This is a genomic window from Dactylosporangium sp. NPDC005572 (genome assembly GCF_040605515.1).
Taxonomy (GTDB): Bacteria; Actinomycetota; Actinomycetes; order Mycobacteriales; family Micromonosporaceae; genus Dactylosporangium.
In genome coordinates this window covers 81210-107483 of record NZ_JBEXCY010000013.1, presented here as the reverse complement: position 1 = coordinate 107483, position 26274 = coordinate 81210, and the positions used below count along the sequence as shown (strand labels likewise).

Here is a 26274-nt window from a genome sequence, read left to right as displayed (position 1 = left end):
CGCCCCTCTACCGTGCGCTCGGCGTGCGGATGACGGCCTCGAGGTAGTCCATCCGGAGCACCAGCGTCGCGTCGTCGGAGACGTCGAACTCCTTGACCGTCTCCACCATCTCGCGCCTGAGCTGCGCCGCACTCTCGGCGTTGAGCGTGGCGAGGGCCCGGTGGGTGGGGCCGTAGCACGTGGCGAAGAACTCGGCCTGGTGCTCGGCCGACAGGAAGCGCCAGTGGAAGGACCGCCGGGGCGCGGAGATGGTGACGTGGGGGCCGAACAGCTCGCGCAGGCGCGCCTCGCTGCCCCACTCGACCGGTGGCCGGATCCCCGGCGGTGCGGGGAGGTGGCGGCCGATCGCCCGGAAGAGCGCACCGACGTAGCTGTCGGGGGTCCAGTTCACCATCGCGATGCGACCGCCGGGTCGGCAGACCCGGAGAAGTTCGCGGGCCGTCTGCTCCTGGTCGGGGGCGAACATCGCGCCGCAGGTCGACAGGACCGCATCGAAGGAGCCGTCGGGGAAGGGCAGCTCCTCGGCGTCCGCCTCCTGGAACGTCGCGTGCAGTCCCTCCGCCTCGGCCCGCCGGCGTGCACGGTCGAGCAGCGACGGTACGTAGTCGACCCCGGTGACCTGGCAGAACCGGCGGGCGGCCGCCAGCGCCGCGTTGCCGCTGCCGCAGGCCACGTCGAGCACCCGTTCGCCGGCCCGTAGGTCGGCCGCCTCGCAGAGCAGTTCGGCCGTGAGTGGGAATCGGGCGCCGACGGCGGCGTAGTCGCCGGACGCCCAGGCGACCTGCTGGCGTTGTTTGATGGTGGCGATGTCCATGGGCTGAACGTTATGGAGGCGACCGGTGCCGGCGGATCGGGAGCGGTTCCCTAATTCCCGGGTTTCGGCTCCCCAGTTCCCGCGGGTGTCACGCCGAGTCTGCGGGCCGCCGCCGCGGCCTGGTGGCGGGTGCCGGCCCCGAGTTTGCTCAACAGCGCCGAGACGTGATGCCCGACGGTCTTGGGCGAGAGGCAGAGCCGGGCCGCGATCTCTGCATCGGTCAGACCCTCGACCAGCAGTCGGAGTACCTCGACCTGACGGTTGCTGAGGCCGGCCGGGTTGGCGGCCGTGGCCCGGGTCGGCCCGGCGGGGATGCGCAGCGTGCCCCGGCGGCGCAGTTCGCGGCGCAGCCGCAGGGCGGTCTGGCGCGCGCCCAGGCGGTCCAGCAGGGCCAGCGCCTGCATGCGGGCATCGTCGTCGTCGCCGGACATCAGCGCGAGGGCCTGGTGGTAGGGCCAGCCGAGCGCCTGCCATGCCTCGGCGGCGCCCCGCCAGTCCCCGGCCAGCAGGAGGCGGTGCGGCGCCGCCATCAAGGCCGGGGCGAGTGGCGGCCCGCCGGCCATTCGCGACCAGAGGGCGAGTTCGCCGCCGAACCACGGGTGCCGCGCCTGCTCTGCTCTGGGGTACACGGCCGCGACCTCCTCGACGGCGCGGCCGTCGTCCCCGTTGAGCCAGGCATGCTCGGCCCGGGCCGCCGCCACCGGCGCGATCCACTGCAGCTCGCTCGTGGCGAAGGCGCGCTCGGTGGCCTCCTGCAGCGTGGCCGCGGCCGCGGGATCTCCACGCCGGGCCTGCATCAGGCCCAGCGGCACCAGGGCGTCGACGACCCGGCCGCCGCCGGACACCCGCTCGGTGAGTGCCGCCCGAGCGTCCTGCTCCGCGCCGGCCCAGTCGCCCAGATCCAGGCGGAAGCGGGCCCGGTGCCCGAGCACGTGCTGGACCCAGCCGGCAAGTTCGTGTTGCTGGACGAACGCGAGTGCCCGATCGAGATCCTGCCGGGCCCGGTCGAGGTGGCGCACTTCCGCGCCGATCGTCGCGAGGTTCCCGATCGCCCGGGCCGCGTGGTCCTCGAGGCCGGCCGCGACAGCCATCTGGAAAGCCTCTTCCAGCTCGACCCGGCCGTCCGGGTCGTCCCCCTGCAGCCGGGCCGAGCCGATGTTCGTCAGCGCGTGGGTCGACGCCTCGACGTCGTTGAGCTCACGGGCCAGCGTCAGCGCCTGTCCGGCCCAGTGCATGGCCGGCTCGCTTCGACCGGCCAGCATGTCCAGTTGTGACTGGTTGCTGTACGCCAGGGCGAGCTGGCGGCCGGCCGGCAGGGCCTCCAGCACGGTGATGGCGCGGGCCGCGGCCGACTCGGCGTCCCGCCGGTTGCCTGCCCACCAGTGCAGGCGGGACAGCCAACGCAGCCCTTCGCCGACTCGTTCCCGGTCGCCGGCCGCCTCCCGCAGGGTCACCGCGGACCGGCGCGCCGCGACCGCGACGTCAGCGAGCCCCGACAGGTACGCCTCGACCGAGTATCCCTCGAACAGGTCGGCGCGGGCCGGTGCCGGGAGCCGATCCGCGTGGGCGAGGGCCGCCCGGTAGTGGGCGACGGCCTCCCGGTGGGCCGCCACCGCCGCGGCCTGCCGGGCGGCCTCCGGTGCGTATCGCAGGACGGCGTCGACGTCGCCGGCCTCGCGGGCGTGATGGGCCAGCCGGGCAACGTCAACCGGTTCGCCACTGCCGGCCAGCGCGGCCAGGACCTGCCGGTTCAGCCGGCGACGCTCCAGCACCGACAGCGATCCCTCCACGGCCCGCCGCAGGAGCTCATGGCGGAACCCGATCCGTTCGGAGTCCATCACCAGGAGACCGGACGCCACCCCTGCCTCGCCGCCCGCCGTCTCCAGCAGCCACGGCTCGACCCGGTTCGGTACGACGGAGACCAGCTGCACGGCCTCCCGGGCCGGTCGCGGCAGTCCCGCCAACCGGGCCAGTACGAGGTCCCGGACGGTGTGCGGCACCTCGGCGTCCGCAGCAGCCAACACCTCGGTGAGCAGCAGCGGATTGCCGCCGGTGAGTGCCCGCAGGCCGGCGTCGGGACGCCCGACCCGCCGGGCCATCTCCGCCACCGCGGCCTCGGACAGGGGATCCAACCGGATCCGCCGTACCGCGTCCGCCGGCAGGCGACCGATCACGGTGAGCAGCGGATGGTCGGCGCCCAGCTCGTCGTCGCGGTAGGTCACGAGCAGCAACGCCGGTGTGTGCTCCATCCGCCGCCCCAGAAACACCAGGAGGTCGAGCGTGGCCTCGTCGGCCCAGTGCGCGTCCTCCACGACCACGACCTGCCGTCGCGCCGCCGTCGTCAGGTGGCCGAGGAACGCCGCGAAGATCGTCTCGCGTCGACCCGATGCCAGCGATTCGCCCAGCCGGCCGCCGGCCTCGCGGGCGATGTCGTACACCGGGCCGAGGGCCCGTGGCGTCAGCAGCGGGTCGCACGCGCCCGTGAGGAAGTCGGCCTGCGCCGACCGCAGCCGGCGGAACTGCTTGACCAGCGCCGACTTGCCGATGCCCGCCTCACCGGCGAGCAGGACGACGCCACCACGCGACGAGAGCCCGGTCAGTCCGGCGTCGAGCTCGTCCAGTGCGGCGGCGCGTTCGAGCAGATCCACAGATGTCGACCGTACCGCACCGACAGTCACCTGACCCTGACAGCGGCGGATACCATCGGGTCATGACCCCGTCTTCGCTGCGCTCGAAGATGGGCGGCCGCCGGGCCTGGGTCGGGTTGGCATTGGTGGCTGTCGTTGTCGGTGGCGTGATCGCCTCCTTGGTACAACATCAGTTGACGACTGGCGCGAGGTCATTGGTCGAGCCCTTCGCCGCCGCGGCCAGGAGCCCGACGTATGGCTCGAATCCGCCGATCGGGGACCTCGTTGTGCTGGCTGATCCGTCGTCCCAGCCTGGCATGCAACCATCGCGACGGTCCTGGACCGTTGTCTGGTTCTCGGCGGGAGGACAGGTGTGCGGCGTGAACGTGCACCGCCCGGTCGTCAACGACTCGTTCTGTGCACACGTTGGCGAGTCGCCCGGCTTTCCCGACGTGACCGGCCTCGTCGCCGCGGCGACGGTATCTTCGAACGGCTATCTGTGGCTCCTCGGCAACGTCCCGCTGGAGGTCACTTCGGTCACCGCGGCCAGCAGCGCCGGCCCGACAGCGACCGCGAAGGTGCTGACGATCACCACCGACACCGGCGCCCCGGCCGCGTTCTTCGCCTTGACGCTCTCCGCAGCCGACCGAAGTCTGGGCACGGTGCGATTCGAAGGTACCGACGCGTCCGGACGGGTCGTCATGACGAGGACGACCGACGCGCTCGGCCGCTAACCGCCAAGATCGCGGTCGAGCCCACGCTACGGGCCGGGATACCGCGCGTGGATGTCGCCGTCGAACAGCCGCCAGCAGAAGTCGTTCATCCGTGCCGCGGCGGGGGCGTGCCGGGCCAGGATTCCGGCCACGCTCGCCGGCACGTCCTGCGGGATGTCGCCGGCCGCGCACCGGCGCACGTACTCGTTGCGGGCAACGGGGCCGCCGGTTGCCGGCATCGGCACCCCGCACACCGCGGTGACCAGCCAGTTGACCAGCCGCATCGCCGCGTAGTCGGCATCGTGGCCGACGTGGTGGGCGACAAAGGCGCGCTCGGCGGCGGACAGGTCGAAGCGGGGGGACGTGGCCAGGCCGAAATCGGCGAGGTACATCCGGTCATCGTCGGCACGCATATTGCCGAAGTGCCCGTCCATGTGCAGCAGCTCGTGGTTGCGCAGGAACGCCACGACGTCGAACAGCTGCCGCTCGACCGTCTCGGCCCGGCCGACCGGGTCTTCGTTCAGCCAGTCGAGCAGCGGATACGGGACGTACTCGAGGAACAGCACGAGACTGGAGGCCGCACTGGCCAGTTCCTCGAGGCGGATCCGCACGGCCGGGGCGCCGCCGAACTGGGCGACGGCGGCGCCGATGTCGAGGTGCTCGGACGCGATGGCTGGGCGGCCGGGGAGCACCCGCCAGTGGTACAGCAGCGGAAACGATGCTGTCTCACCGGCCAGGATCCCCTCGGTGACGATCATGTTCGCGGCCAGCTCGCGCCAGGCGCCGAAGCCGGGGCCGCCGATGCGGAACATGCCGTACTGGCAGTAGGCCGGCAGGTCGAACAGGTTCGCCGTGCTGTGCGGATGCGCCAGCTCACGGTCGGTGATCGGGATTCGCTTGGCGAACACCGGCATGCCGTCGACGTCGAGCATCGCGGATCCTCCGCCCACACCCACCGCACCGACGGGTGCGGCGTGCAGCAACGCCGCCAGTTCGCCGTCGTCACGGGCGGCGAGCCAGGCCGAGACCTGGTCGTGGCGGGAACGTCTGGCGGTGAGCATGGCGCCATCATGCCAGTGGGCTCCGGGTCAGCTCTCGGCGCTGGCGCAGATAGTCACCAGCCTCGGCGCCGAGTACGTTCAGCAGGGCCAGAGCGTCGGCGTCCGGGGATCCCGGCGGCGCGCTGTAGAGCACGAGGTGCTGGTCACGGTCCGTGAGCGTGAGCGTGTCGCAGTCGACGGTGATCTCCCCGACGACCGGGTGGCGGAAGGTCTTCGTGAGCATCGGCGCGGCCTGCACGTCGTGCCGCTCCCAGAGCCGGACGAAGTCGGGGCTGGCGTTGCGCAGTTCGTCGACGAGGCCGGTCACCGCGGGATCCGCCGGGTAGCGGGCGACGGTAGCCCGCAGTTCCGTGACGACGTGGTGCCGGAACTCGGTGGCGTCGGAGATGCCGTACAGCGTCCGGTCGGGTCGCGCCGGCCCGAGGAATGCCCGGCGCGCGAGGTTGCGGTCCTTCGGGGCGAGCGCGGCGAAGTCCTCCATGAGCGCGGCCGCGAGGTCGTTCCACGCGAGCACCTCGAACACGGCGGACATGACCAGAGCGCCCGTCTGCGGGAGCCGCTCGAGCAGCGCGAGGATGCTCGGGCGGACGTCGCGCCGGTGCAGCCGGGTGCGGGTCGGCGCGGTACCCGCGAGGACGTGGAGGTGGTCGGACTCGGCGTCGGTGAGCCGCAGCGCGCCGGCGATCCCGGCGAGCACCTCACCCGACGGTCGCGGTGCCCTGCCCTGCTCGAGCCGCACGTAGTACTCCGTGGAGATGTGCGCGAGGACCGCGGCCTCCTCGCGGCGCAGACCCGGTGTCCGGCGTCGCGGCCCGGAGGGCAGGCCGACGTCCTCCGGCCGGAGCCGTTCGCGACGGCTACGGAGGAACGCCCCGAGCTCCTGCCTGTTCATATCCCAAGTCTGCACGCTGCGCGGCGGCGGATCCTGGTACCGCTTGTGCCTGCATCCGGTCCGGAGGCCGCCTGACACTGTCGTCATGACGAACGACATCGACATCGCACCCATCGGCCTGCTCACCGGCAAGGTCGTGTTCATCACCGGCGCCAGCCGCGGCATCGGGGCGGCGGCGGCCCGGCTCTTCGCCGCCGAGGGTGCCGCCGTCGTCCTCGCCGCCCGCAGTACGGACGCCCTCGACCGCATCGTCACCGAGATCCGCGCCGACGGCGGCGTCGCCGACGCCGTCACCCTGGACCTCGCCGACCGTGCGAGCATCCGCGCGGCGGTCGACCGCGTCGACGAGCTGCACGGACGGCTCGACGGCGCCTTCAACAACGGCGCGGCGATCCAACGGCCCGGCCCGCTCGACACCACGAGCGACGAGGACATCGACGAGCAGTTCGCCGTGAACTTCCGCGCGCACTGGACCGCCATGACCGCCGAGGCCGCACTCATGCGACGCAACGGTGGCGGGGCCATCGTCAACACCTCGAGCATCGGCAGCCGCCGCGCGAACCCCGCCCTCCCCGCGTACGGCGCCATGAAGCGCGCCCTCAACAGCATCACCGAGACCGCGGCCGTGAGCTGGGGCCGTCAGGGCATCCGGGTGAACGGCATCACCCCCGGGGGCACCGCCACGGAGATGATCGACGCCTGGGAGGCGGTGTCGCCGGGCATCATCGAGCGCATCACCGCTGCGACCCCACTCGGCCGCATGGCCGAGCCCCGGGAGGTGGCCGAGGCGGCGGCGTGGCTGCTCAGCGACCGTGCCTCGATGGTGACCGGCGCGATCGTGCCGGTCGACGGCGGCACCGGCGCCTGAATGCTGACGCCTCTCGGCGCGCCGGCCCGACGTGGACGGCCCATCCACCTTGGGCCTCCACGATGGGTGAGGGTTCAGTCGCCCCCCGTCTTGACCGCGCCAGCCCGGCCGATCATGCTGTCCGGCAACACACCGGCGCGGGAGGTCGGCAATGATCTACAGCAGCAGGTATCCGGACGTGGCTGTGGTCGACGAGCTCATCCACGACCGGGTGCTCGGCCGGGCCGCCGAACGAGGGGCGCTGCCCGCGCTGGTCGACGCGGTCTCCGGGCGCACGATCACCTACGGGGAGCTGGCCGTGCTCGTCGAGCGGCTCGCCGCCGGGCTGGCGGCCGAGGGCATCGGCGCCGGTGACGTCGTCGCCCTGCACTCGCCGAACACGGTGCTGTTCCCGGTCGTCTTCTACGCCACCACCCGCGCCGGCGGCACCGTCACAACGCTGTCGCCGCTCGCGACCGCGCCGGAGATCGCCAAGCAACTCGTCGACTCCAGGGCGCGGCTGCTGGTGACGGTGTCGGCGGTGCTCCCGGCGGCGCGGGACGCGGCCGAGCGGGTGCGGGCCGAGACCGGCACGGCGATCGAGGTGCTCGTCTGCGACGAGGCCGACGGGCACCGCTCGGTGCTCGGCCTGCTGCGCGACGGGGCGGCGCCGGCGCCCGCCGTCGACCCGGCCACGGGCGTCGCCGTGCTGCCGTACTCCAGCGGTACCACGGGCGTCCCCAAGGGCGTCATGCTCTCCCACCGCAACATCAGCACGAACCTGGAGCAGATCGCCGGGCTGCACCGCATCGACGAGGGCGACCGCATCATCGCCATCCTGCCGTTCTTCCACATCTACGGCATGGCGGTGCTGCTGAACAACGCCCTCATGCGCGGCGCCACCGTCTACGTGCACCCGCGCTTCGACCTCGACGCGTTCCTCACGAGCCTCGAACGCGACCGGATCACGCACGCCTACCTCGCGCCGCCGGTCATGCTGGTGCTCGCCAAGCACCCCAAGGTCGGCCACCTCGACCTGTCGCACCTCAAGCGGATCATCTGCGCCGCGGCCCCGCTCGACGCCGCGTTGCAGGCCGCCGTGGCCGAGCGGCTCGGGGTGGAGATCGGCCAGGCGTACGGGATGACGGAGTTGTCGCCCGGCTCGCACATCCACGTCGACGGGGCCGCCGACGAGCCGCCGGCCTGCGTGGGCAGCCTGTTCCCGTCGACGCAGGCGCGCCTCGTCGACGTGGCCGGCGGCGCCGACGCGGCTGCCGGTGAGGCCGGCGAGCTGTGGATCCGCGGGCCGCAGGTGATGCTGGGGTACTTCGGGCGCCCCGACGACACCGACGCGATGATCGACGCCGACGGCTGGCTGCACACCGGCGACATCGCCCGCGTCGACGCCGACGGCAACTGGTTCATCGTCGACCGGGTCAAGGAGCTCATCAAGTACAAGGGCTACCAGGTCGCCCCGGCCGAGCTGGAGGCCCTGCTGCTGGGCCACCCGGACATCGCCGACGCGGCCGTCATCGGCGTGTACGACGACGACAACACCGAGATCCCGAAGGCGTTCGTGGTGCCGATGCCAGGCGCGACGCTCACCGCGGAGGCGGTGATGGACTACGTGGCCGGACTGGTCGCCCCGTACAAGAAGGTCCGCCGCGTGGAGCTCATCGACGCGATCCCGAAGGCGGCCTCCGGCAAGATCCTGCGCCGCGAGCTCCGTCAGCGCGAACGCGCGCGGTCCTGAGCGACGATTCCGGCGCCTGCGGGTAGTCGTACCAGGCATGAGCGACGACACGACCTGGGCCCGCATCTTCGCCGAGCGGGCGGCGCTGGCCGACGACCTCGCCGACGTCAGCGCCGAGCGGTTCGCAACCCCGTCCCTGTGCGCCGGGCTGACCGTGCGCGAGGTGCTCGCCCACCTCACCGCGGGGGCGAGCCTCAACGGGTGGCGATGGCTGGCGGGCGTCGTCCGCTGCCGGTTCGACTTCGACCGGCAGGTCCGGATGCGCCTCGACGAGCAGCTCGGCGCGGACGCCGACGAGACCCTGCGCCGGTTCCGCGGTGTCGTCCCGAGCCGGACGATGCCGTGGCTGCCGCTGCCGGCGATGCTCGGCGAGACGATCGTGCACGGCGAGGACATCCGCCGCCCGCTCGGCATCGTGCGCGCCTACCCGATCGAGACGCTCACCCAGCTCGCCGGCTACTACTGCGGCAGCGACCAGGTCGTGCTGGCCAGGGGCCGCATCCGCGGGCTGCGGCTGGAGGCGACCGACGGCAGGTTCGCGACCGGCGCCGGCCCCCTGGTGAGCGGGCCGACACTGGCCCTGACGATGGCGATGACCGGCCGCGGCGCGTACTGCGACGACCTGACCGGCGACGGGGTGGCCCTGCTGCGCGAGCGCGCCGGGGGCCAGCCGGCCGGGTGATCAGCCCTGGAACCAGACTCGCAGCTGCTTCGCCGCCTGGGCCAGCGCGACCTTGCCCCCGTCCAGGGCGGCGGACATCGCGAAGAAGCCGTGGATCATGCCCTCGTAGCGGGTGACGGCGACCGGGACCCCGTCCCGGGCCAGCCGCGCCGCGTAGCGCTCACCCTGATCGCGCCAGGGATCGTACTCGGCGGTGATGACCAGCGCGGGCGGCAGCCCGGCCAGGCGCTCGGCCTGCAGCGGCGAGGCGAGCGGGTTGTAGGCGTCGTCGGGGTCGGGCAGGTACTGCGAGCGGTACCACGCGACCGAGTGCCGGTTGAACAGGTACGGGTCGTCGCTGGTACGCATCGACTCGTCCGCGGCGGTCGCATCGGACAGGTCCGTGCTGGGGCAGACCAGCAACTGCCCGGCCAACCGCGGGCCGCCGGCCTCCTGAGCCATCAGGGTCAGCGCGGCGGCCAGGTTGCCGCCCGCGCCGTCGCCGCCCACCGCGACGCGGCCCGGATCGGCGCCGATCGCCGCCGCGTTGTCGACCACCCACTCGGCGGCGGCCCAGCAGTCCTCGATCGCCGCCGGGAACGGGTGCTCGGGCGCGAGCCGGTAGTCGGCGACCGCGACGATGCAACCGGCCGCGTTGGCCAGGCTGCGGGCGATGCCGTCGGCCGTGTCGACGGTGCCGAGGACCCAGCCACCGCCGAAGAAATACATCAGCACCGGCAGCGACGGCTCGGCGCTGGGCCGGTAGACCCGCAGCAGCACCTTCCCGCCCGGTGCGGGCAGCCAGTGCTCGACGACCTCGTGCACCTTCTCCGGGTCACCGTCGGCAGCGCGGATCGAGGCCAGGTCGGCGGCCCGGGCCGCCTCCACGCTCATCGAGTACAGCGGGGCAACCCTGCCGCGCTCCCTGCCGGCGCGTATCTGCTGGACTTGCGGATCGATCGGCATCGACGCATTTCCCCCGTTCGTTCACGGCCCGATCGTCAGCCTCCCGACTGAGCCGCAGCATGATCGTATGGCGCTGCGCCGCTCCGTGCTGCCCCGTCCTCCCCCACGGTTGCGCAAGATCGCTACCGTGGCCGTCCATGGGAGCAGTCGGCTATGCACTTCGCGTCAGCGGCGACGGGAACGTCGATGCGTTCCGGGAGTCGACCTGGAACCTTGTCCAGAACTTCGTGCACAACTACACGGTCGGGCCGCAGTACGCCGACGTGCACTCCTACCTGGAGCACGCCGACCCGGCCGGCAACCCGCAGGATGCCGGGGCCACGACCGCGAACTGGTGGTTTCCCGACCTGACCGGTGTCTGCCACCGGTCGGCGAACGCGTGGCTGCACTGGTTCGGGCTCGCCGTCGCCGTCCAATGGCCCTACGTGCGGGGGGCGGCCCGCCAGTCCGGTGTCACCATCACGCAGGAGCAGCCCGAGCGGGGCGAGGCCGCGCCGGCCGGTGACCGGTTCGTCGTGCTGCGTGGCGTCGTCTGGCAGATCGACTCCGACGGCCTCTACGCCGACGACCGGTGGCTCCCGATCGAGGAGCTCTCCGTGGACGAGCGGGCGGCCTACGAGGCCGCCCTGGAGCTGTGCGCGTGCGGCGTGTGCGATGCTCTGCGCCCTGACGAGGACGCGTTCGCCGCAGCCCTCGCCCAGTTGCGCAACGGCGACGCCGAGGACATCAGACGGTCGGCCGCGGTCCTGGGCTGGATGAGCCGCACCACTCCAGCGGTCCTGGAGAGCCTGATCCAGGCCGCGCTCAGGGTCGACCGCCCTTTCGCCTACTACCATCTCGGCGATCCCGCCGAACTCTGCGCACTGATGCTGCCCGGCGCGTGGGAGCAACTGCTGACGATGGCGCGCACCGCCGACGATCACCGGTGCTACATGTTGATCCTGGAGGCGCTCTCGGCCGTCTACTACCGCCCGGGTGAGCGCACCGCGGCCGAGAAGGCGGCGTTCCTGGCCGAGGTGCGCATCGCCGCCGACCCGGGCGGCCGTTGGAACGATGAATCCGCCCAGATGTTGCTGGAGGCGATCGAACGGGAGGAGGACTGAACTGGTCGCACAGCCCGTGAGTCTGTGCCGGCCGGAGTGCGTACGGACGGTGACGATCGACGCCGTGGCCGCACGTCAGATCTGCGTTCTCGCCTGCTCGATGTGCCGCACGATGGCGTGCGCACCCTGCGCGCGTGCGATGGCATCCGCCTCGTCGAGCGTTGCGAACGCGTCCGCGCGACGGTCCTGGGCGGTGGCGATGTAGGCCAGCCCGATCATGTTGGAGGCCAGGCCCGGCAGCGCCCCGACCTCCCGGCGCAGCCGGGACGACTCCTCCAGCCGCTCCCGCGCCTCGTCCAGCCGGCCGGCGGCGTGCGCCGCGATGCCCAGGTGCCGCAGCGCCTCGGACCGGGTCGCCGTGTCGCCGGTCTGCGCCGCCAGCCGGCAGGACCGCTCGAGGTACGGAACCGCGGTCTCGTTGTCACGCCGGATGAACTGGTGGAGACAACCGATCCAGAACAATGCCTCGGCCTCGCCGCGCGTATCCCCCAGTGCCCGGTACAACGCAAGCGCACGCTCAAACAGCGGCAGTTCAGCGGGATCCTCGGCGGGCAACGACCCGGCGTCGACGGTCGCACTCTGAACCCGCGCATGCAGCATCAGCCCACGCGCCAACGCCACATCGGCCTCGACCGCGTCCAATCCCTGTTCGGCGTCGACCAGCGCGCTGGTGTCGCCACCGAACACTGCCCGCTCATAGACTTCTCTGGCCCGTTCGATCCGATCGTCGGTACGCATCGCCGCCCCCGTTGACATCGCTACTACCTGCTAGATCCGGCAGTCTAGTCGGGACAACCTGTCATCAGCTTGTGCGATCCCCGGTCCCGCGATCGATGCGAAGGTCTCGTTCCAGCTCCTGCAGGAGCGTGCGCAGGTCGTCGAGGCGTTGGCTGATGGCGATGCGGTCGATCTCGTCGGGGACGCCGTCGCCGTTGGCGTCGTAGTCCGGCGACAGGCCGTCGGTCATCTCGAGGCGGCGGGCCTCTTCCATCGAGTTGACGATGACGGCGATGAGGATGTTCATCAGCAGGTTCGCGGTCAGCAGGACGAAGCTCATGTAGTAGACGAGCGTCCAGGGTGACAGCTCCAGCCCCTGCTCGATCAGCTCCGGCAGGGTCTCCAGCGACAGCAGCACGAACAGGGTCAGCACGGCACGGCCGATGGTCCCGTACTCCTGCGGATAGGCCTCGCCGAAGATCAGCCACCCGGCCATCCCGTACACGTAGAGCGTGACCAGGGCCAGGGCGAGGAAGCCACCGACGCCGGGGAGGCTGCGCAGCAACGCGGTCACGATCGTGCGGAGGCCGGGCGAGAAGCGGACCAGGCGGACCACCCGCGCGATGCGGATCACCCGCAGTGCGGCCGAGTCGCCGTGGAGGCCTGGCACGAACGCGGCCGCGATCACGATGAAGTCAAAGACGTTCCAGCCCTGCTTGAAGAAGTCCTGGGGCCGGCGGCCGTGGGCGAGGATGCGGATCGCGATCTCGGTGACGAACGCGATGCGGAAGCCCCATTCCAGCTCGTCCAGCAGCGCGCCGACCGTGCCGGGATGTGGATAGGTCTCGACGGCGAGGACGAGCGCGTTGGCCCCGATCAGCAGCACGATCGCCACCTCGAACACCCGCGACTGCGTTACAGCGGAACACCATCTCACAACCCGCGCCATATCGATCACCAGAAGATCTCACCGCTGGACGCCGTCGATCGGCAAGCGAACGGCGCGGCGTCCGCGGATTTCGTCATGTGATCGCCACAGAAGCGCGGTACGTCCGCCACACTCGCGGAGAACGCTGCAGGGCGTGCCCGAACAACCTGCATCCCAGGGCGAGGTCGAGGCGTTCGCCGCCGACCGGCCAGAAGTGGCGCCGGTGCGCCGGTGCCAGGCCCCGCTCCCCCGGATCCTGCGGGCGACACCTCCTCGCCCCGGCCGGAGCCACCCGAACCACACGAGACGCCCGGGTCATCGCCGCAGGTAAGCGGCTTCCTCCTCGATGTGCGGGCGAAGGCCGATGAACAAGGCCGCCGCGGGCGGGAGCCTCACCATGTCAGCGCACCCCACCACCGCCGGCGCACCCGGGCGCTCGCTGTCCGTCGTCGCCGTGTTGGCGGTGGCCTTGTTCGCGTTGTGGGGGCTGGCCGGCCCGCTCAGCGGGCGAACGGTGCTGGCGCCGACGGACGAGATGATCGCGGGCAGCCCGTACGCGGCGGCCGGGATAGCGCGCGAGCGGGTCGACAACACCTGGCTCGACGACATCTACACCGCCCAACTGCCGAGCGGCATGCTGTTCAAGGACGCACTCGACCGGGGCGAGATCGCCGGCTGGAACCCGTACGAGGCGGGCGGGACACCCCTCGCGGCGGTACCGAACAACGCATTGTTCTCGCCGCTGTCGTTGCCGTACTACCTGCTGCCGACGTGGCTGGCACCGGCGTACGAGGAACTGCTCGAAATCGCGTGCGCGGTCGGCGGCGGCTTCCTGCTGCTGCGCCGGTGGCAGCTGAGCCGGCCCGCGGCGCTCGGTGGTGGACTGATGTTCGCCACCAGCGCATTCATGCTCGTCTGGCTCGACTTCCCGCAGACCCAGGTGGCCGCGTTCATCCCGGCGACGTTCTGGACCGTCGAGCGGTTCCTGCAGTTGCGCCGGGCACGTGACGCGGCGCTGATCGCGGTACCGGTTGCGGCGATGCTGCTGGGTGGCTTCCCTGCGGTGACCGGATACACGCTGCTCACCGCCGGGGGCTACACGCTGGCCCGCGTGGCGGCGCAGCACTCGGCATGGCTGCGCACCGCGGCAGTGCGGCTCGCGGGCACCGCCGGCGGCGTCCTGGCCGGGTTCGGGCTCGCCGCGTTCCAGCTGCTGCCGTTCGTCGGGTTCTACCGGTCCTGGTACATCGAGGGCCGTGCACAGACCCCGGGCCAGCATCTCGACCCCACCGGCCTCGTCACCGCGGTGGCCCCGTTCGCGCTCGGCACAGCCGATCCGAACCGGCAGCCGTTCCTGCTCGGTACGAACATCGTCGAGTCGCTGTGCTACACGGGTGCCGCGACGCTCGTCCTTGCCGTAACGGCGATCGGACTGGCCCGATCGGGCCGGGTCGGCCTTCCCCCGGGCGTGTGGGCCTTCCTCGTCGGCGGCATCCTGCTCTGGGGTGTGTTGATCTTCGCCGGTGGGCCGCTGCTGGCGATGGCACAGCACGCGCCGGGTGTCGGTGGCGTGTTCTCGGGCAACTTCATCGGCCGGGCCCGCAGCGTCCTCGGTTTCCTGCTCGCCGCGCTCGGCGCGGTCGGATTCGAGCTGCTGTTGACGAGCCGTTCACGGGCGGCCGAGCACCGCCGCTGGTGGCTGGTACCTGCGGCGGTGTGGCTGCTCGTCGTGGCCGGGGCGGTCGCCCTGGTCTGGCGGGGCCGGCAGATCGCCGCCGCGCATGCCGCGGTCGGCGGCTACGAGCGGGCCGTCCTCGCCGGCGGGGTGCTGATCGGCTGCGCCGTCCTGTGCGTCGCTGTCACCCGGTGGGCCCGTCCCGGACGTCGAGTGAGCTCGTCACGGTGGCGTCGAGCGGCCGCGCCGATAGCCGCCGGCGCGCTGCTCCTGCAGATCGGCGGCCAGGCCGGGTGGTTCGTGCACCAGTACTGGCCCCAGTCGTCGCGGGCCACGTTCTACCCGGTCACCGACACCCACCGGTACCTCGCCGACGGCCTGGGCCACGAGCGGTTCGCCGCGGCCGGCGACGCGCTCATCATGGGCACCGGCACCGCGTACCGCCTGCGCTCCCTCAACGGCCACGCGTTCCTGCAGCGGTCGTTCGCCGAACTGCTCGGCGCCGCACCGGGAACCGCCGTGCCGTCGCCGACCTACGTCATATTCGACGCCGACGTCGCCCAAGCGACCAGCACGATCCTGGACCGCCTCGGAGTCAGATACTTCGTCACCGCGCCGTCGGCCACGATCTTCGGATCTCCCGCCGCGCAGCCCCTCGCGGACAGCACGACGACCCTCGAACCCGACCGACCGGTCACCGTCGCCGCCACGCTGTCCGGCAGCATTCGCGGCATCGGCATCATCCCGGCCGACACCTTCTCGGGTCCGCCCGACGCTCGCCTGCGGATCACGGTCCGCGACGGCGCGGGAGCGGCCGTCGCCGACACCAGCTACCCGGTCCCCGAGCTGACCGCGGGACAGCCCTGGCTGCTGCCGGTCGCAGAGTTCGAACTCGACGGGCCGGCAGCGGTCACCCTGACCCTCAGCGGCACAGCCGCCGTCCAGGTGCAGTCCGACGCCGGGTCGGTCACCGTCCCGACCGTCGCCGCCGACGACGACGGGCTGCGGCTGGCGTACGCCGGCTCGACCGTCATCTACGAACGTCACCGCGCCTTGCCGCGAATCCGCTGGGCCGGCAGTGCGGTCGTCGAACCATCCCCGGACCGCCGCCTGGAGATGCTCGCAGCCGGTGCGGTGGACGCGCGAACCGTGCTGCTGTCCGGACCGGCTGCCCCGTCCGGCGGCGGCGACGCCGAACTGCGGATCGACGCCGACGACACCGACGTCATCGACGTCGCCGTATCGGCTGAGACCAGCGGCTATCTCGTTGTCGCGGACGCCGACCAGACCGGGTGGACCGCGACCGTCGACGGACGGCCCGTTCCCCTGCTGCCCGCCGACCACGGCGTCGTCGCTGTCCCCGTGCCCGCCGGTGACCACCGTGTCGCGCTGACCTTCGCCGCCCCGCACGGCGAGCTCGGCGGCTGGTTGAGCGCGACGACCGCGGTGCTGCTCGTCGCGGTGTCGATCGGCGTACGGCCCTGGCGCCGGCGCTCGGAGACAGCCCCGCCGGAAGGCTCCGACGGTGGCTGAGGACGCCCACAGGGCCACCGCAGCCGTCGACACCGGGTCGGCGCTGGATTGCCGGTGGTCGGCAATCCGGCCGACCTGAGCTTGCCGACCGGAGGCGGTGCGCATCGAGGGCCCGGCCGTCGATCCTGGAGATTCCGTTCGGCGCGTATCGCAGGGGTGGTGACGATGACGACTGGCGCGTTCCACGGCACGTGGTGTGCCATGCCCGTCGCGGCCTGCCCGGTGCAGAGCAGTTCGCCCCGGATCGGATCAGCCTCGCCAGGTGCCGTCGGCGAACGGCGTATGCGCCGACCCTTGTCGCCGCCCGGCCGCAACGGCCTGTCGACCATCGGCTGTTGACCGTCGGGCCGAGGTTGCGGCCGACGCAGCACGCAGCAACCGGTACCGCCGGGCGACCCGGCTGACCGCTCGACCGTTCGGTCCGCTGTCGCCGTGCCCGATCCGGGAATCAGCGCACCTCCGCACCGCCGTGTACGGCGTCGGGTTACTCGAGAGGATCACCAGTGTTCACCGCACCGACTGACAACACTGCTGCCCTGGCGCGCCGGGACGCCCGTCGGCGCCGGGCCGGGATGAACCTTCCCGACGGCTGCGCCAGGCCGCTCGGGCCCGCAGCGGTCGGGGTCGATGTCGGCAGCGCCAGTACCCGAATCTGGTTGTCCGGCCACGGCAGGTTGCGCGCCACCAACCCGACGCCGGCCGCCGCGGAACGGTCCGCCGCGGTCGTCCGCGGCCGGATCATCGACGCGGAGGCGGTGCGCGCGGTGCTGTCCGGGCTTCTCCGTGACCGGCAACAACCGCTACCCACCGGCGTCGTGGTGGTGGCTTGCCGGCCGGTCGGCAGCAACGCACAGGCCGAACTGGCCTTGCGCGAGGTACTGACGAGCGTGCTCGAGCCGGCACGGCTGCTCATCGTTGACACCGTGCGCGCCGCCGCGATGGGTTCCGGCGCAGCGGCCGGCCCGTTGCTGATCGCTGATGTGGGCGCACGCCTGACCGAGATCGCCGTACTCTCGGGCGGAGTGATCGTCGCCGCTCGACGGCATGACGTCGGATTGCACGACGACGATGGCGGCACCGACCCCGATGCGGCGATCATCGCCGCCGTCACCGACCTCATCGGCCAGGTACGCCGCCAGGCCGGCCACCGTCAGGCGATCGCCGCGGCGGTACGCGGCGGCCTGCTCCTCGTCGGCGGGGGCGCGGCCCGTCCGCGGCTGGCCGCCCGAATCGCCGGTGCGGCCGGCACCTCGGTGCGCAGTCCCGCCGCACCGCACGTGGCCGCCGTGCGCGGCGCGGGGCTGGCGGCCCTCTCCGTGCTGCGTCACGACGCCCGCCGTCCCTGACCGACGAACGCCTGGCCCCCGTCCCGTTCCGACAGCCTGATGGGAGAACCGATGAGCATCGGCACCGACCCGACCACCGAGACGCTGCGGCAGTCGCTCGAGGCACAGCTCCGCCACCACTCCGAGGAACTCGCAATGCTCGCCGCGACCGCGGCCGACCCGGGCAGCACCGGCGAGGATCCGGACACCCTCGCCGCACGCACCAAGGCGGCCCGTCATGCGATCGAGGAGATCACTGCCGCGCTGGCACGCGTGACCGCGGGCAGCTACGGGCGCTGCGAGCGCTGCACCGGCCCGATTCCCAGCGCCCGGCTGGAGATCCTGCCACATGCCCGGTTCTGCGTACCCTGCCAGGCCCGCAACCAGTGAGCGGCCCCGGTCGGGCAACGGCACGCACCACAGCAAGAGGGAGATCAACCGTGTACAGCCTCGGCAGGCGGCGAGAGCTTGACGTCCTGCGCCTCGTGCTGGAAGAGCATCGCGGCCGGTACCACACGCAGCTTCGTCTTCTCGCCATACCGCCACGGGAACCTGGCGATCCGGGTGACCTCGACACGTCCACGCTGGCTGCTGTCACCCGCCGCCGGCTCGACGACATCGAGCTCGCCCTGGACGCTCTCGAACAGGGCCGATACGGCGTCTGCACGCGATGCACGAACGACATTGCGATCGACCACCTGGTACGGCAGCCGGCAGCGACCAGTTGCCCCGAATGCGACGCCGGCCGGCACCCACGCCGGCCGGTCCCCGCCTCGGCCGGCCGCACCGTGGGCATCTCCGCTGCACACAGCGCCACGGCGCACGGCCCAGCCGGTCTAGACTGCCGATGACCGGCAATCAAGAGGGCCGCTCGGTCGGCTGCCGAGGCGATCACCGTGGAGGCTCCAGGAGTACATGCGGGTGAGGGGTGAGCACGGCGTGGGCGACAGCGGCCGGCGGCGACGTGCCGCATTGCCCGCACCGCCGCCCGCACAGCAGGCGTGGTTGGCCGAGGTCGCAGCCGCTGCCGCGCAGGACGCCGGCGGTGTTCCGGAGCAACTCCTCGGCGACTACCTGCCACTGCTGGCCGATGCTGCCGTCACCGGACGCCGCCCGAAGCGTGCCGAGCTCGACGCGGTCGGCCAGCTCGGCCGGCAGGCCGCCGAACAGGGCATCTCGGCCGGACGGGTGGTGCAGCTGTACCTGTCGTCGGCGCGGCGGCTGTGGCACGACCTGCCCAATGTGGTGCGTTCCCAGGACAGCGAGGTCGTCCGGGCGGCCGCGGCGGCCGTGCTGCACGTCGTCGACGACGCGGTCGCCACGCTCGCTGAGGGCTACGCGACCGCACGACGGGATCTGGTGCGCCGGGAGGAGACGCTGCGCCGGGAGCTGATCGACGACCTCCTGCGCGGGGACTCGGATCTCGGCAGTCTCGTCGAGCGAGCCGAGCCGTTCGGGCTCGACCTCGCCCGCGTGCACCAGGTGGCCCTGGCTTCGCCGAGCCGGCGGTTGCCGGACGCAGGCGCGGCGATCAGCGCTCTGGAGGCGGTCGTCTTCGACCGCCTCGGCGACCGCGACGTCCTGGTCGCGACCAAGGAGGGCCTGCTCGTCGTCCTCGCCCCGGCTGAGGCCACCGACACCGCCGCGGCCGGCCGGACCACACCCGTCGGCCGGGACAGCGGCCTCGGACAGCTGATGCACGACGAGCTCAACCGCCTCCGACATGGACGACCGTGGCGGGTCGCGGTCGGTCGCCCACACCCCGGCCTGTACGGCATCGCACGCTCCTACGAAGAGGCCCGCGAAGCATTGACGATGGCCAGACGGTTGCGCACCGACAAGACCGTCATCACCGCACACGACCTCCTGGTCTACCGGGTGCTCCTGCGCGACCTGCCCGCCATCGTCGACCTCATCTCCGCGGTGCTCACCCCGCTGGCACAGGCCCGCGGCGGCGCCGAACCGCTGCTGGAGACGTTGGACGCCTACTTCGCCACCGGCGGGGTTGCCACTGAAGCCGCCAAACGGCTGCACGTATCAGTCCGCACGGTGACCTACCGGCTGCACCGGATCAGGACCTTGACCGGCTACGACGCGGGCGACCCCGCGCACCGCTTCACCCTGCAGGCCGCGGTGCTGGGTGCCAAGATCCTCAACTGGCCGACCGAAGCGCTCCCGAGCAGCGGCTAACCGCTTACTGCTTCGAAGGGACTATCGCGATACCCATCGCGACGACGAAACCCATCAACAGCAATGCAGCAACGCCCTGGACCGGCACCTGCGGAGGTACGACACCTCGGGCCATCTGCAGTGCCTGCTCAGTCCCGGGTGCCGCACCGCCCGGCAGCATCGTCATGCCGGCACCGCCCGACGGGGCCACAATGCCGTGCCGAACACCGATGGCGACTGTGGTTGCGAACCCGGCCGACCACAGCACCAGCAGCGACCGACTGCGCGGACCGCCGGCGCGCACAACGCGGACCACGGTGAAGCCGGCAGCCGCCACGACCGTGAACCAGACCGCATAACCGGCCACCTGCAACGGCGCCCGCCAGGCGACAATCGTGTCGTAGAGGTCGAAGAAGCTGGGCGCATCCGCGGCTCGGGTAAGATAGACCGACAGCAACACATACTGCACCACTACCGCCGCGCCGGCGATACCCCAGGCAATTCGGTGCGTTCGCATGTCATCGAAGATCTTAAACCACGTGAAGATCGCGAAGCGGCGCGGTTGCCTGGGCTCAGGAGTGCAGCGCGACGGCTCGCAGGGCGATGTCGACGGAGGCCTGGAGATCCTCGCGGCTCGCGCCGGCCGCGGCGTGGACGGCGTGGCCCTCGCTGAGCGCCATCACGAATCGGGCCAGCGCCCGGACGTCCATGCCGGCCGGGAGGTCTCCCTCCTGCGCCGCGCGGGACAGTCGTGCCTCGACGGCGGACTCGGTGGCGGCCCGGCCGGCGGCCAGGATCCCGGAGATGCGGCTGTTCTCCGGTGAGCAGGCCAGGCCTCCCTGGATGGACAGGCAGCCCGCGGGGTGATCACCGGCGGTGAGGCCGTCGGCGCTGGAGCGCAGGAACGCTTCGATGGCGGCGTACGCGGTGGGTTGCTCGAGTGCGGCGCGGGCGGTGGCCACCTGGTGCTCGTGGTATCGGGCGAAGGCGCGCTGGAACAGCTGCTCCTTGCTGCCGAACGTGGCGTACAGGCTCGGCCGGTTGATACCCATCGCGCTGGTGAGGGCGCTGAGCGACGCGCCCTCGTAGCCGTGTCGCCAGAACACCTCGGTGGCCCGGTCGAGGACCGTCGCCTCGTCGAAGGCCCGCGGTCGTCCGACGGCGGGTGTCTCACTGCGCATGGGTCCAGCCTACCGCTCGGTACAAATCGTGATCCGGCTCACCGACCGATCAGTACAAAACCTGCTACGGTGACGTCGCAACCGATCAGTACAAAATGGCGCCGCGTACCTGGAGGAGACACATGACCGTCACGCTGATCACCGGCGGGAACAAGGGCATCGGTTTCGAGACCGCCCGACAGCTGCTTGAACTGGGCCACGTCGTCTACGTCGGCGCACGCGACGTCGAACGCGGTGAGCAGGCCGCGGCGGCGCTGGGCGCACGATTCGTGCAGCTCGACGTGACCGATGACGCGTTGGTGAACGGGGCGCTGGCAGCCATCGACTCGGCCGAGGGGCGGCTCGACGTCCTGGTGAACAACGCGGGCATCCTCGGGGCCGGCGTCATCGACGGACCAACCGCCCTCCGCGTGTTCGACACCAACGCGGTGGGCATCGTCCGGGTGACGGAGGCGGCACTGCCACTGCTGCGAAAGTCGTCGAACCCCACGGTGGTCACCCTTTCGAGCAGCCTCGGCTCGTTCTGGGCGGTGAACAATCCCGACCGGCCGGAGTTCAACATGCCGCTGGCGCTCTACGCGGCGTCCAAGTCGGCAGCCACCATGCTCACGGTCCAGTACGCCAAGTCCCAGCCGGGCATCAAGTTCAACGCACTCGAGCCCGGTACCACCGCCACCGACATGACCGCCGCCTTCGGAGTCGGACGACCGGTGACGGAAAGCGCCAGGACGGTCGTGCGCCTGGCCACGCTCGGCACGGACGGACCGACCGGCACCTTCACGGACGAGTTCGGGGACCTGGGCTGGTAGGCAGCGCTGCGGGTGCGCGCAGGAGGGGCGCTGCGAGCTTCTCGCTCAGCTCGTCGAAGGAGATCCCGAACGTCTCGCGTACGACGACGCCGTCGCCGGTGATGAGGAACGTGGCGAGGTCGGTGTAGACGCGGTCGACGCACCCGACGCCGGTGAGCGGGTAGGTGCACTGCGGCACCAGCTTCGGTGTCCCGTCCCGGGCGAAGAGGGTCATCATCACGTAGACGCTCTTGGCGCCGATGGCGAGGTCCATCGCACCACCGACGGCCGGGATCGCGTCCGGATCTCCGGTGTGCCAGTTGGCGAGGTCGCCGGTGGCTGAGACCTGGAAGGCGCCGAGCACGCAGACGTCGAGGTGGCCGCCGCGCATCATCGCGAAGGAGTCGGCGTGGTGGAAGTACGCCGCCCCGGGCAGCTCGGTCACGGGGGTCTTGCCGGCGTTGGTGAGGTCGAGGTCGATCTCGTCCGCGGTGGCCGCGGGTCCCATGTTGAGCATGCCGTTCTCGGTGTGCAGCACGACGCCCGAGTCGGCCGGGAGGTGGTCGGCGACGAGTGTGGGCTGGCCGATGCCGAGGTTGACGTAGGCGCCGGGCGGGATGTCCCTGGCGACCAGCGCCGCCATCTGGTGCTTGTCCAGGCTCATACCGCCACCACCCGGTCGACGTAGATGCTCGGCGTCACGACTGCTTCGGGGTCGAGCTCGCCGGTCTCGACCACCTCACGTACCTGGGCCACCACCAGCGTGGCCGCGGTCGCCATCACCGGACCGAAGTTGCGGGCGGTCTTGCGGTACACCAGGTTGCCCATCCGGTCCGCGCGGTGCGCACCGATGAGCGCGACATCGCCCTTGATCGGATGCTCGAGGACGTAGGTCCGGCCGTCGATCTGCCGGGTCTCCTTGCCCTCGGCCAGCGGTGTGCCGACGCCGGTGGGCGAGAAGAACGCCCCGATGCCGGCTCCCGCCGCACGCATGCGCTCCGCGATCGTGCCCTGCGGCACGACCTCGAGCTCGATGCGCCCCTGGCGGTACAGGCCGTCGAAGACCCACGAGTCGGACTGGCGCGGGAACGAGCAGACGATCTTCCGGACCCGGCCGTTCGCCAGCAGCGCCGCGAGGCCGGTGTCGCCGTTGCCGGCGTTGTTGGACACCACCGTGAGGTCCGTGGCGCCCTGCTCGATGAGCGCGTCGATGAGCTGCACCGGCATCCCGGCCATGCCGAAGCCGCCGACCAGGACCGTCGATCCGTCCTGGATCCCGGCGACCGCCTGGGCCGTGGTGTCGCAGATCGTGGTCCTCATGACACGTTCTCCAGCACCACGGCGAGCGCCTGGCCGACGCCGATGCAGATCGCCGCGACGCCGTACCGGTCGCCGGACTCCTGCAGGCGCGCGGCCAGGGTGGCGAGGATGCGGCCGCCCGAGGCGCCGAGCGGGTGGCCGATGGCGATGGCGCCGCCCTTGGCGTTGACGATCCCGGGGTCGGCCAGCCCGTGGGCGAGCCACGCGTCGACGCACGCGACCGACTGGACGGCGAATGCCTCGTTGAGCTCGACCGCGGCGATGTCGGCCCAGGTGATGCCGGCCCGGGCCAGCGCCTGGCCGGCCGCCTCGACGGGGGCGTAGCCGAACATCGGCGGTTCGACCGCCGACACGCCGCGACCGGCGACGCGGGCGAGCGGAGCCCGCCCGATCCGGTCCGCGGCGGCCTCGGAGCCGAGGAGCACGGCCGACGCGCCGTCGTTGAGCGGCGAGGCGTTGCCGGCGGTGATGGTGCCGCCGGCCTCGGCGGGGCGGAACGACGGCTTCAGCCCGGCCAGCTTCCGGGCCGACGACCCGGGGCGGATGCCCTCGTCGCGGGGCAGGTCGACGCCGGGCACCGGCACCACCAGGTCGTCGTAGAAGCCTGCCGCCCAGGCGGCGTCGGCCAGGTTGTGCGAGCGGGCGGCGAACTCGTCCTGCCGCTCCCGCGAGATGCCGAACCGCTCGGCGAGCAGCTCGTTGGCCTCGCCGAGCGAGACCGTCCACTCCGGCGGCATGTTCTCGTTGACCAGCCGCCAGCCCAGCGTGGTCGACACCGCCGTGATGTTCCCGGCTGGGAACGCACGCGACGGTTTGGGCAGCACCCACGGCGCCCGGGTCATCGACTCGGCACCGCCGACCACGACGACGTCGGCGTCGCCGGCCTCGATCGTCCGCGATCCGATCATCGCCGCGTCGAGCGAGGAGCCGCAGAGCCGGTTGACCGTCGTCGCCGGCACCGAGACCGGCAGACCCGCCAGCAGCACGGCCATCCGGCCGACGTTGCGGTTGTCCTCGCCGGCCTGGTTGGCGCAGCCCCAGACGACGTCCCCGATCGCCGCCGGGTCGAGGTCGGGGGTCTTGTCCAGCACGCCCCGCAGCGCGACCGTGGCGAGATCGTCGGGGCGGACCTCGGCGAGGGCACCGTCCAAGCGGCCGAACGGCGTGCGGGCCGCGGCATAAAGGTAGGCGGAACGCATGCCCCCAAACGTACGACGGGCTGTTCATTCAATCCAATACTGAATCTTGCACAATTGATAACCTGGTTGCATGGAACTGCGGCAGCTGCGCTCGTTCGCCGCGCTCGCCGAGGAGCAGCACTTCGGTCGGGCCGCGGCCAGGTTGCACATTGCCCAACCGGCACTGTCCCAGCAGATCAAGCAGCTTGAGCGGGAGCTCGGCGTCGCGCTCGTCGACCGCACCACCCGCCGGGTGGAGCTGACCGAGGCCGGTCGCCGCTTCGCCGACCACGCCCGGGCCGTCCTCACGTCGGCCGACCGGGCGTCGAGCGACATGGCGCTGGTCGCCTCCGGCCACGCCGGGCGGGTGTCGGCGGGCTTCATCGGTACCTCGACGTACGACCTGCTGCCCCTGGCCGCACGCGAGGTGCGCAGCGCACTCCCGGAGGTCCAGCTCGACCTGCACGGGGAACTGCTCAGCCCGGCCCTGGTGGCCGGGCTGCTCGACGGCACCTACGACCTCGTGGTGCTGCGGCCCGACGGGGTGGACCGGCGCGGGGTCGAGGTGCGCACGCTGCGCCGTGAGCCCCTGGTGGCGGTACTGCCGGATCGGCACCCGCTCGCCGGACGGCCCAGCATCGACCTCGCGCGCCTGGCGGATGAGCCGTTCGTCATGCACTTCTCGGGCCACCGCTCGTCGATGCACGAGCATGTGCTCGCCGCCTGCGCCGCCGCGGGCTTTCGCCCCACCTCGGTCATGGAGGTCGGCGAGACCGCCACCCTGGTGGTCTTCGTGGCGGCCGGCCTCGGCGTCGCGCTGGTGCCCGAGCCGGTCCGCAGCCTCGCCCTGGGCGGCGTCTCCTATGTGGCACTCGACGGCGCACCGACCGTCGACCTCGGCCTGGCGACCCGGGCGGGCGAGCGGTCCCCCGCCGTCCGCCGGGTCGCCGAGATCGTCGCCCGGACGGCTGAGCTGCGCGGATCCGCTTCGCGCCCGACGCGGCACTAGAATGCGGCCATGGCGGAGATCACGCCTGCGGTGCCCGTGGCGTTCTCCACCGTGGGATTGCCCGAACGTCAGCGCGTCGAGCTGTGGGAGAGCCACAACGCCAGGGCGCTCATCGGCCTGCGCTGCCGCACCCTCACCGCGGCCGTGCTGGAGGCCACCGAGATCAACGTGCAGCTGGAGCGGATCCACCTCGCCCGGGTGCGCGGCAACTCCCACGTCGTCGAGCGTGACGAGACGCTGATCAGGCACCGGCCCGCCGAGTCCGTGGCACTGTTCTTCAGCCTGGTCGGCGAGGCGTTCTTCTACCACGACGACGGGGTCCGAACCGTCCAGCCCGGCGAGATGCTGATGTACGACGCCGACCGGCCGTTCATGCGCGGGTTCTCCCACGGGCTCGAGGAGCTCGTCCTGAAGATCCCGCGCACGGTGTTCGCCGACGTCACCGGCATCGACCACGTCGAGCGCCCGACGGTGGTGAACTTCGCCGCCGGTGCCAACCCCGTCGCCCACGCGCTCGCCCGCGAGGTCGGCGCCGCGGCCAGATCCGACGACCCGCGCCCGGCCGACGAGGCGGCCCTGCTGGAACTGGTCGCCGCGCTCACCGGCGCGGACCGCGACGCCCTGTCCACCGCGCACCGCGCCGCCGCGCAGACCTACATCGACCGGCATCTGGCCAACCCGGCCCTGAGCGCACCGCAGGTTGCCGCGGCCGTCGGCATCAGCCCGCGCCACCTCTCCCGGGTCTTCGCCGAAGCCGGCACGACCGTGCCCAAATACGTCCTGGGCCGCCGCCTGGAGGCCGCGCGGAACCTGCTGCGGAAGCCGACGGCCGCCACGATGACGATCGCCGACGTCGCCCGGTGCTGCGGGTTCACGTCCGCCGCCCACTTCTCGAACGCCTTCAGGTCCCGCTTCGAGGAGCGCGCCACCGACGTCCGTCGGCGGGCCCTGATCTCCCGGCTCCTCCCACTGGACTGACACCGGACTGACCTACAGCTTGCGCGGATCGGCCAT

The 26274-nt window shown here is 71.9% G+C and carries 25 protein-coding genes; 12 read left to right on the top strand and 13 right to left on the bottom strand.

The features are described 5' to 3' along the window. Positions 1-7: 7 nt before the first annotated feature. Together ABZS66_RS10195 and ABZS66_RS10190 are read right to left on the bottom strand one after the other, a co-directional pair. Positions 8-814 (bottom strand): class I SAM-dependent methyltransferase, encoded by an 807-nt coding sequence (locus ABZS66_RS10195; protein WP_354756771.1) that lies wholly within the window; start codon positions 812-814, stop codon positions 8-10. A gap of 50 nt (positions 815-864) precedes the next feature. Beyond that, a complete protein-coding gene (locus tag ABZS66_RS10190) occupies positions 865-3462 on the bottom strand; it encodes an AAA family ATPase (protein WP_354756770.1) in 2598 nt (865 codons plus the stop codon). Between the two features lie 62 nt (positions 3463-3524). On the opposite strand from ABZS66_RS10190, the gene ABZS66_RS10185 reads away from it, so the two are divergent. Further along, positions 3525-4175, top strand: coding sequence for a hypothetical protein (locus tag ABZS66_RS10185; protein WP_354756769.1), 651 nt, complete (start codon positions 3525-3527; stop codon positions 4173-4175). 26 nt (positions 4176-4201) lie between these two features. Here ABZS66_RS10185 and ABZS66_RS10180 read toward each other — a convergent pair whose 3' ends face one another. Continuing rightward, a complete protein-coding gene (locus ABZS66_RS10180; RefSeq protein WP_354756768.1) occupies positions 4202-5215 on the bottom strand; it encodes a serine/threonine protein phosphatase in 1014 nt (337 codons plus the stop codon). Between the two features lie 7 nt (positions 5216-5222). Further along, positions 5223-6107, bottom strand: coding sequence for a helix-turn-helix transcriptional regulator (locus ABZS66_RS10175; RefSeq protein ID WP_354756767.1), 885 nt, complete (start codon positions 6105-6107; stop codon positions 5223-5225). Between the two features lie 85 nt (positions 6108-6192). Between ABZS66_RS10175 and ABZS66_RS10170 the strand changes: the two genes are divergently transcribed. The 3 genes from ABZS66_RS10170 (at position 6193) to ABZS66_RS10160 (ending at position 9389) form a co-directional block, all read left to right on the top strand. Then, positions 6193-6975 (top strand): SDR family oxidoreductase, encoded by a 783-nt coding sequence (locus tag ABZS66_RS10170; protein ID WP_354756766.1) that lies wholly within the window; start codon positions 6193-6195, stop codon positions 6973-6975. 151 nt (positions 6976-7126) lie between these two features. Continuing rightward, positions 7127-8707, top strand: a complete 1581-nt coding sequence (locus tag ABZS66_RS10165) for an AMP-binding protein (RefSeq protein ID WP_354756765.1) — start codon at positions 7127-7129, stop codon at positions 8705-8707. Between the two features lie 37 nt (positions 8708-8744). After that, positions 8745-9389: a maleylpyruvate isomerase family mycothiol-dependent enzyme gene (locus tag ABZS66_RS10160; RefSeq protein ID WP_354756764.1), complete on the top strand. Its 645-nt coding sequence runs from the start codon at positions 8745-8747 to the stop codon at positions 9387-9389. On the opposite strand, the gene ABZS66_RS10155 is transcribed toward ABZS66_RS10160, so the two are convergent. After that, positions 9390-10334 (bottom strand): alpha/beta hydrolase, encoded by a 945-nt coding sequence (locus ABZS66_RS10155; protein WP_354756763.1) that lies wholly within the window; start codon positions 10332-10334, stop codon positions 9390-9392. It lies immediately after the preceding gene. Between the two features lie 137 nt (positions 10335-10471). Here ABZS66_RS10155 and ABZS66_RS10150 point away from each other — a divergent pair, with 137 nt between their 5' ends. Continuing rightward, the gene (locus tag ABZS66_RS10150) at positions 10472-11437 is read left to right on the top strand and encodes a hypothetical protein (RefSeq protein ID WP_354756762.1); all 966 of its coding nucleotides are present in this window, start codon (positions 10472-10474) and stop codon (positions 11435-11437) included. A gap of 75 nt (positions 11438-11512) precedes the next feature. Here the strand turns inward: ABZS66_RS10150 and ABZS66_RS10145 are convergent, their stop codons facing one another. Together ABZS66_RS10145 and ABZS66_RS10140 are read right to left on the bottom strand one after the other, a co-directional pair. After that, positions 11513-12175 (bottom strand): tetratricopeptide repeat protein, encoded by a 663-nt coding sequence (locus tag ABZS66_RS10145; RefSeq protein WP_354756761.1) that lies wholly within the window; start codon positions 12173-12175, stop codon positions 11513-11515. Between the two features lie 64 nt (positions 12176-12239). Then, on the bottom strand, positions 12240-13058 hold the full coding sequence (locus tag ABZS66_RS10140; protein ID WP_354756760.1) for an ion transporter: 819 nt from the start codon (positions 13056-13058) through the stop codon (positions 12240-12242). Between the two features lie 421 nt (positions 13059-13479). Here ABZS66_RS10140 and ABZS66_RS10135 point away from each other — a divergent pair, with 421 nt between their 5' ends. The 3 genes from ABZS66_RS10135 to ABZS66_RS10125 all read left to right on the top strand — a co-directional run bounded on the left by ABZS66_RS10135 (position 13480) and on the right by ABZS66_RS10125 (position 18005). Then, positions 13480-16290 (top strand): YfhO family protein, encoded by a 2811-nt coding sequence (locus ABZS66_RS10135; protein WP_354756759.1) that lies wholly within the window; start codon positions 13480-13482, stop codon positions 16288-16290. A gap of 503 nt (positions 16291-16793) precedes the next feature. Continuing rightward, positions 16794-17636 carry a cell shape-determining protein MreB gene (locus ABZS66_RS10130; protein WP_354756758.1) on the top strand — a complete coding sequence of 281 codons (843 nt, stop codon included), beginning with the start codon at positions 16794-16796 and terminating at the stop codon, positions 17634-17636. 51 nt (positions 17637-17687) lie between these two features. Beyond that, on the top strand, positions 17688-18005 hold the full coding sequence (locus ABZS66_RS10125; protein ID WP_354756757.1) for a TraR/DksA family transcriptional regulator: 318 nt from the start codon (positions 17688-17690) through the stop codon (positions 18003-18005). A gap of 44 nt (positions 18006-18049) precedes the next feature. Here ABZS66_RS10125 and ABZS66_RS10120 read toward each other — a convergent pair whose 3' ends face one another. Further along, positions 18050-18313 carry a hypothetical protein gene (locus ABZS66_RS10120; RefSeq protein WP_354756756.1) on the bottom strand — a complete coding sequence of 88 codons (264 nt, stop codon included), beginning with the start codon at positions 18311-18313 and terminating at the stop codon, positions 18050-18052. A 307-nt stretch (positions 18314-18620) separates the two neighbouring features. On the opposite strand from ABZS66_RS10120, the gene ABZS66_RS10115 reads away from it, so the two are divergent. Further along, positions 18621-19805, top strand: a complete 1185-nt coding sequence (locus ABZS66_RS10115) for a helix-turn-helix domain-containing protein (protein ID WP_354756755.1) — start codon at positions 18621-18623, stop codon at positions 19803-19805. A gap of 4 nt (positions 19806-19809) precedes the next feature. On the opposite strand, the gene ABZS66_RS10110 is transcribed toward ABZS66_RS10115, so the two are convergent. Together ABZS66_RS10110 and ABZS66_RS10105 are read right to left on the bottom strand one after the other, a co-directional pair. After that, on the bottom strand, positions 19810-20301 hold the full coding sequence (locus ABZS66_RS10110; protein WP_354756754.1) for a hypothetical protein: 492 nt from the start codon (positions 20299-20301) through the stop codon (positions 19810-19812). Positions 20302-20356: 55 nt separating this feature from the next. Next, complete coding sequence (locus ABZS66_RS10105) at positions 20357-20965, bottom strand: helix-turn-helix domain-containing protein (protein WP_354756753.1); 609 nt, start codon at positions 20963-20965, stop codon at positions 20357-20359. 122 nt (positions 20966-21087) lie between these two features. Here ABZS66_RS10105 and ABZS66_RS10100 point away from each other — a divergent pair, with 122 nt between their 5' ends. Beyond that, a complete protein-coding gene (locus ABZS66_RS10100; protein ID WP_354756752.1) occupies positions 21088-21774 on the top strand; it encodes an SDR family NAD(P)-dependent oxidoreductase in 687 nt (228 codons plus the stop codon). Here ABZS66_RS10100 and ABZS66_RS10095 read toward each other — a convergent pair. From ABZS66_RS10095 to ABZS66_RS10085, 3 genes are read right to left on the bottom strand one after another with little or no spacing between them, the layout of a single operon-like run. Then, positions 21743-22417: a 3-oxoacid CoA-transferase subunit B gene (locus ABZS66_RS10095; RefSeq protein WP_354756751.1), complete on the bottom strand. Its 675-nt coding sequence runs from the start codon at positions 22415-22417 to the stop codon at positions 21743-21745. The genes ABZS66_RS10100 and ABZS66_RS10095 overlap by 32 nt on opposite strands. After that, positions 22414-23073, bottom strand: a complete 660-nt coding sequence (locus ABZS66_RS10090) for a 3-oxoacid CoA-transferase subunit A (protein ID WP_354756750.1) — start codon at positions 23071-23073, stop codon at positions 22414-22416. Before ABZS66_RS10090 ends, ABZS66_RS10095 begins: the two co-directional genes overlap by 4 nt. Continuing rightward, positions 23070-24272 (bottom strand): thiolase family protein, encoded by a 1203-nt coding sequence (locus tag ABZS66_RS10085; RefSeq protein WP_354756749.1) that lies wholly within the window; start codon positions 24270-24272, stop codon positions 23070-23072. Before ABZS66_RS10085 ends, ABZS66_RS10090 begins: the two co-directional genes overlap by 4 nt. Before the next feature lie 70 nt (positions 24273-24342). On the opposite strand from ABZS66_RS10085, the gene ABZS66_RS10080 reads away from it, so the two are divergent. Together ABZS66_RS10080 and ABZS66_RS10075 are read left to right on the top strand one after the other, a co-directional pair. Next, the gene (locus ABZS66_RS10080; protein ID WP_354756748.1) at positions 24343-25260 is read left to right on the top strand and encodes a LysR family transcriptional regulator; all 918 of its coding nucleotides are present in this window, start codon (positions 24343-24345) and stop codon (positions 25258-25260) included. Between the two features lie 9 nt (positions 25261-25269). Then, positions 25270-26238 carry a helix-turn-helix domain-containing protein gene (locus ABZS66_RS10075; protein WP_354756747.1) on the top strand — a complete coding sequence of 323 codons (969 nt, stop codon included), beginning with the start codon at positions 25270-25272 and terminating at the stop codon, positions 26236-26238. Positions 26239-26274: the final 36 nt, after the last annotated feature.

What these genes read in the sequence shown, in the direction of transcription:
- ABZS66_RS10195 (WP_354756771.1), bottom strand. Translation starts at nt 814, where the DNA reads ATGGACATCGCCACCATCAAACAACGCCAGCAGGTCGCCTGGGCGTCC.
- ABZS66_RS10185 (WP_354756769.1), top strand. Translation starts at nt 3,525, where the DNA reads ATGACCCCGTCTTCGCTGCGCTCGAAGATGGGCGGCCGCCGGGCCTGG.
- ABZS66_RS10180 (WP_354756768.1), bottom strand. Translation starts at nt 5,215, where the DNA reads ATGCTCACCGCCAGACGTTCCCGCCACGACCAGGTCTCGGCCTGGCTC.
- ABZS66_RS10175 (WP_354756767.1), bottom strand. Translation starts at nt 6,107, where the DNA reads ATGAACAGGCAGGAGCTCGGGGCGTTCCTCCGTAGCCGTCGCGAACGG.
- ABZS66_RS10170 (WP_354756766.1), top strand. Translation starts at nt 6,193, where the DNA reads ATGACGAACGACATCGACATCGCACCCATCGGCCTGCTCACCGGCAAG.
- ABZS66_RS10165 (WP_354756765.1), top strand. Translation starts at nt 7,127, where the DNA reads ATGATCTACAGCAGCAGGTATCCGGACGTGGCTGTGGTCGACGAGCTC.
- ABZS66_RS10160 (WP_354756764.1), top strand. Translation starts at nt 8,745, where the DNA reads ATGAGCGACGACACGACCTGGGCCCGCATCTTCGCCGAGCGGGCGGCG.
- ABZS66_RS10155 (WP_354756763.1), bottom strand. Translation starts at nt 10,334, where the DNA reads ATGCCGATCGATCCGCAAGTCCAGCAGATACGCGCCGGCAGGGAGCGC.
- ABZS66_RS10150 (WP_354756762.1), top strand. Translation starts at nt 10,472, where the DNA reads ATGGGAGCAGTCGGCTATGCACTTCGCGTCAGCGGCGACGGGAACGTC.
- ABZS66_RS10145 (WP_354756761.1), bottom strand. Translation starts at nt 12,175, where the DNA reads ATGCGTACCGACGATCGGATCGAACGGGCCAGAGAAGTCTATGAGCGG.
- ABZS66_RS10135 (WP_354756759.1), top strand. Translation starts at nt 13,480, where the DNA reads ATGTCAGCGCACCCCACCACCGCCGGCGCACCCGGGCGCTCGCTGTCC.
- ABZS66_RS10125 (WP_354756757.1), top strand. Translation starts at nt 17,688, where the DNA reads ATGAGCATCGGCACCGACCCGACCACCGAGACGCTGCGGCAGTCGCTC.
- ABZS66_RS10110 (WP_354756754.1), bottom strand. Translation starts at nt 20,301, where the DNA reads ATGCGAACGCACCGAATTGCCTGGGGTATCGCCGGCGCGGCGGTAGTG.
- ABZS66_RS10105 (WP_354756753.1), bottom strand. Translation starts at nt 20,965, where the DNA reads ATGCGCAGTGAGACACCCGCCGTCGGACGACCGCGGGCCTTCGACGAG.
- ABZS66_RS10100 (WP_354756752.1), top strand. Translation starts at nt 21,088, where the DNA reads ATGACCGTCACGCTGATCACCGGCGGGAACAAGGGCATCGGTTTCGAG.
- ABZS66_RS10095 (WP_354756751.1), bottom strand. Translation starts at nt 22,417, where the DNA reads ATGAGCCTGGACAAGCACCAGATGGCGGCGCTGGTCGCCAGGGACATC.
- ABZS66_RS10090 (WP_354756750.1), bottom strand. Translation starts at nt 23,073, where the DNA reads ATGAGGACCACGATCTGCGACACCACGGCCCAGGCGGTCGCCGGGATC.
- ABZS66_RS10085 (WP_354756749.1), bottom strand. Translation starts at nt 24,272, where the DNA reads ATGCGTTCCGCCTACCTTTATGCCGCGGCCCGCACGCCGTTCGGCCGC.
- ABZS66_RS10080 (WP_354756748.1), top strand. Translation starts at nt 24,343, where the DNA reads ATGGAACTGCGGCAGCTGCGCTCGTTCGCCGCGCTCGCCGAGGAGCAG.
- ABZS66_RS10075 (WP_354756747.1), top strand. Translation starts at nt 25,270, where the DNA reads ATGGCGGAGATCACGCCTGCGGTGCCCGTGGCGTTCTCCACCGTGGGA.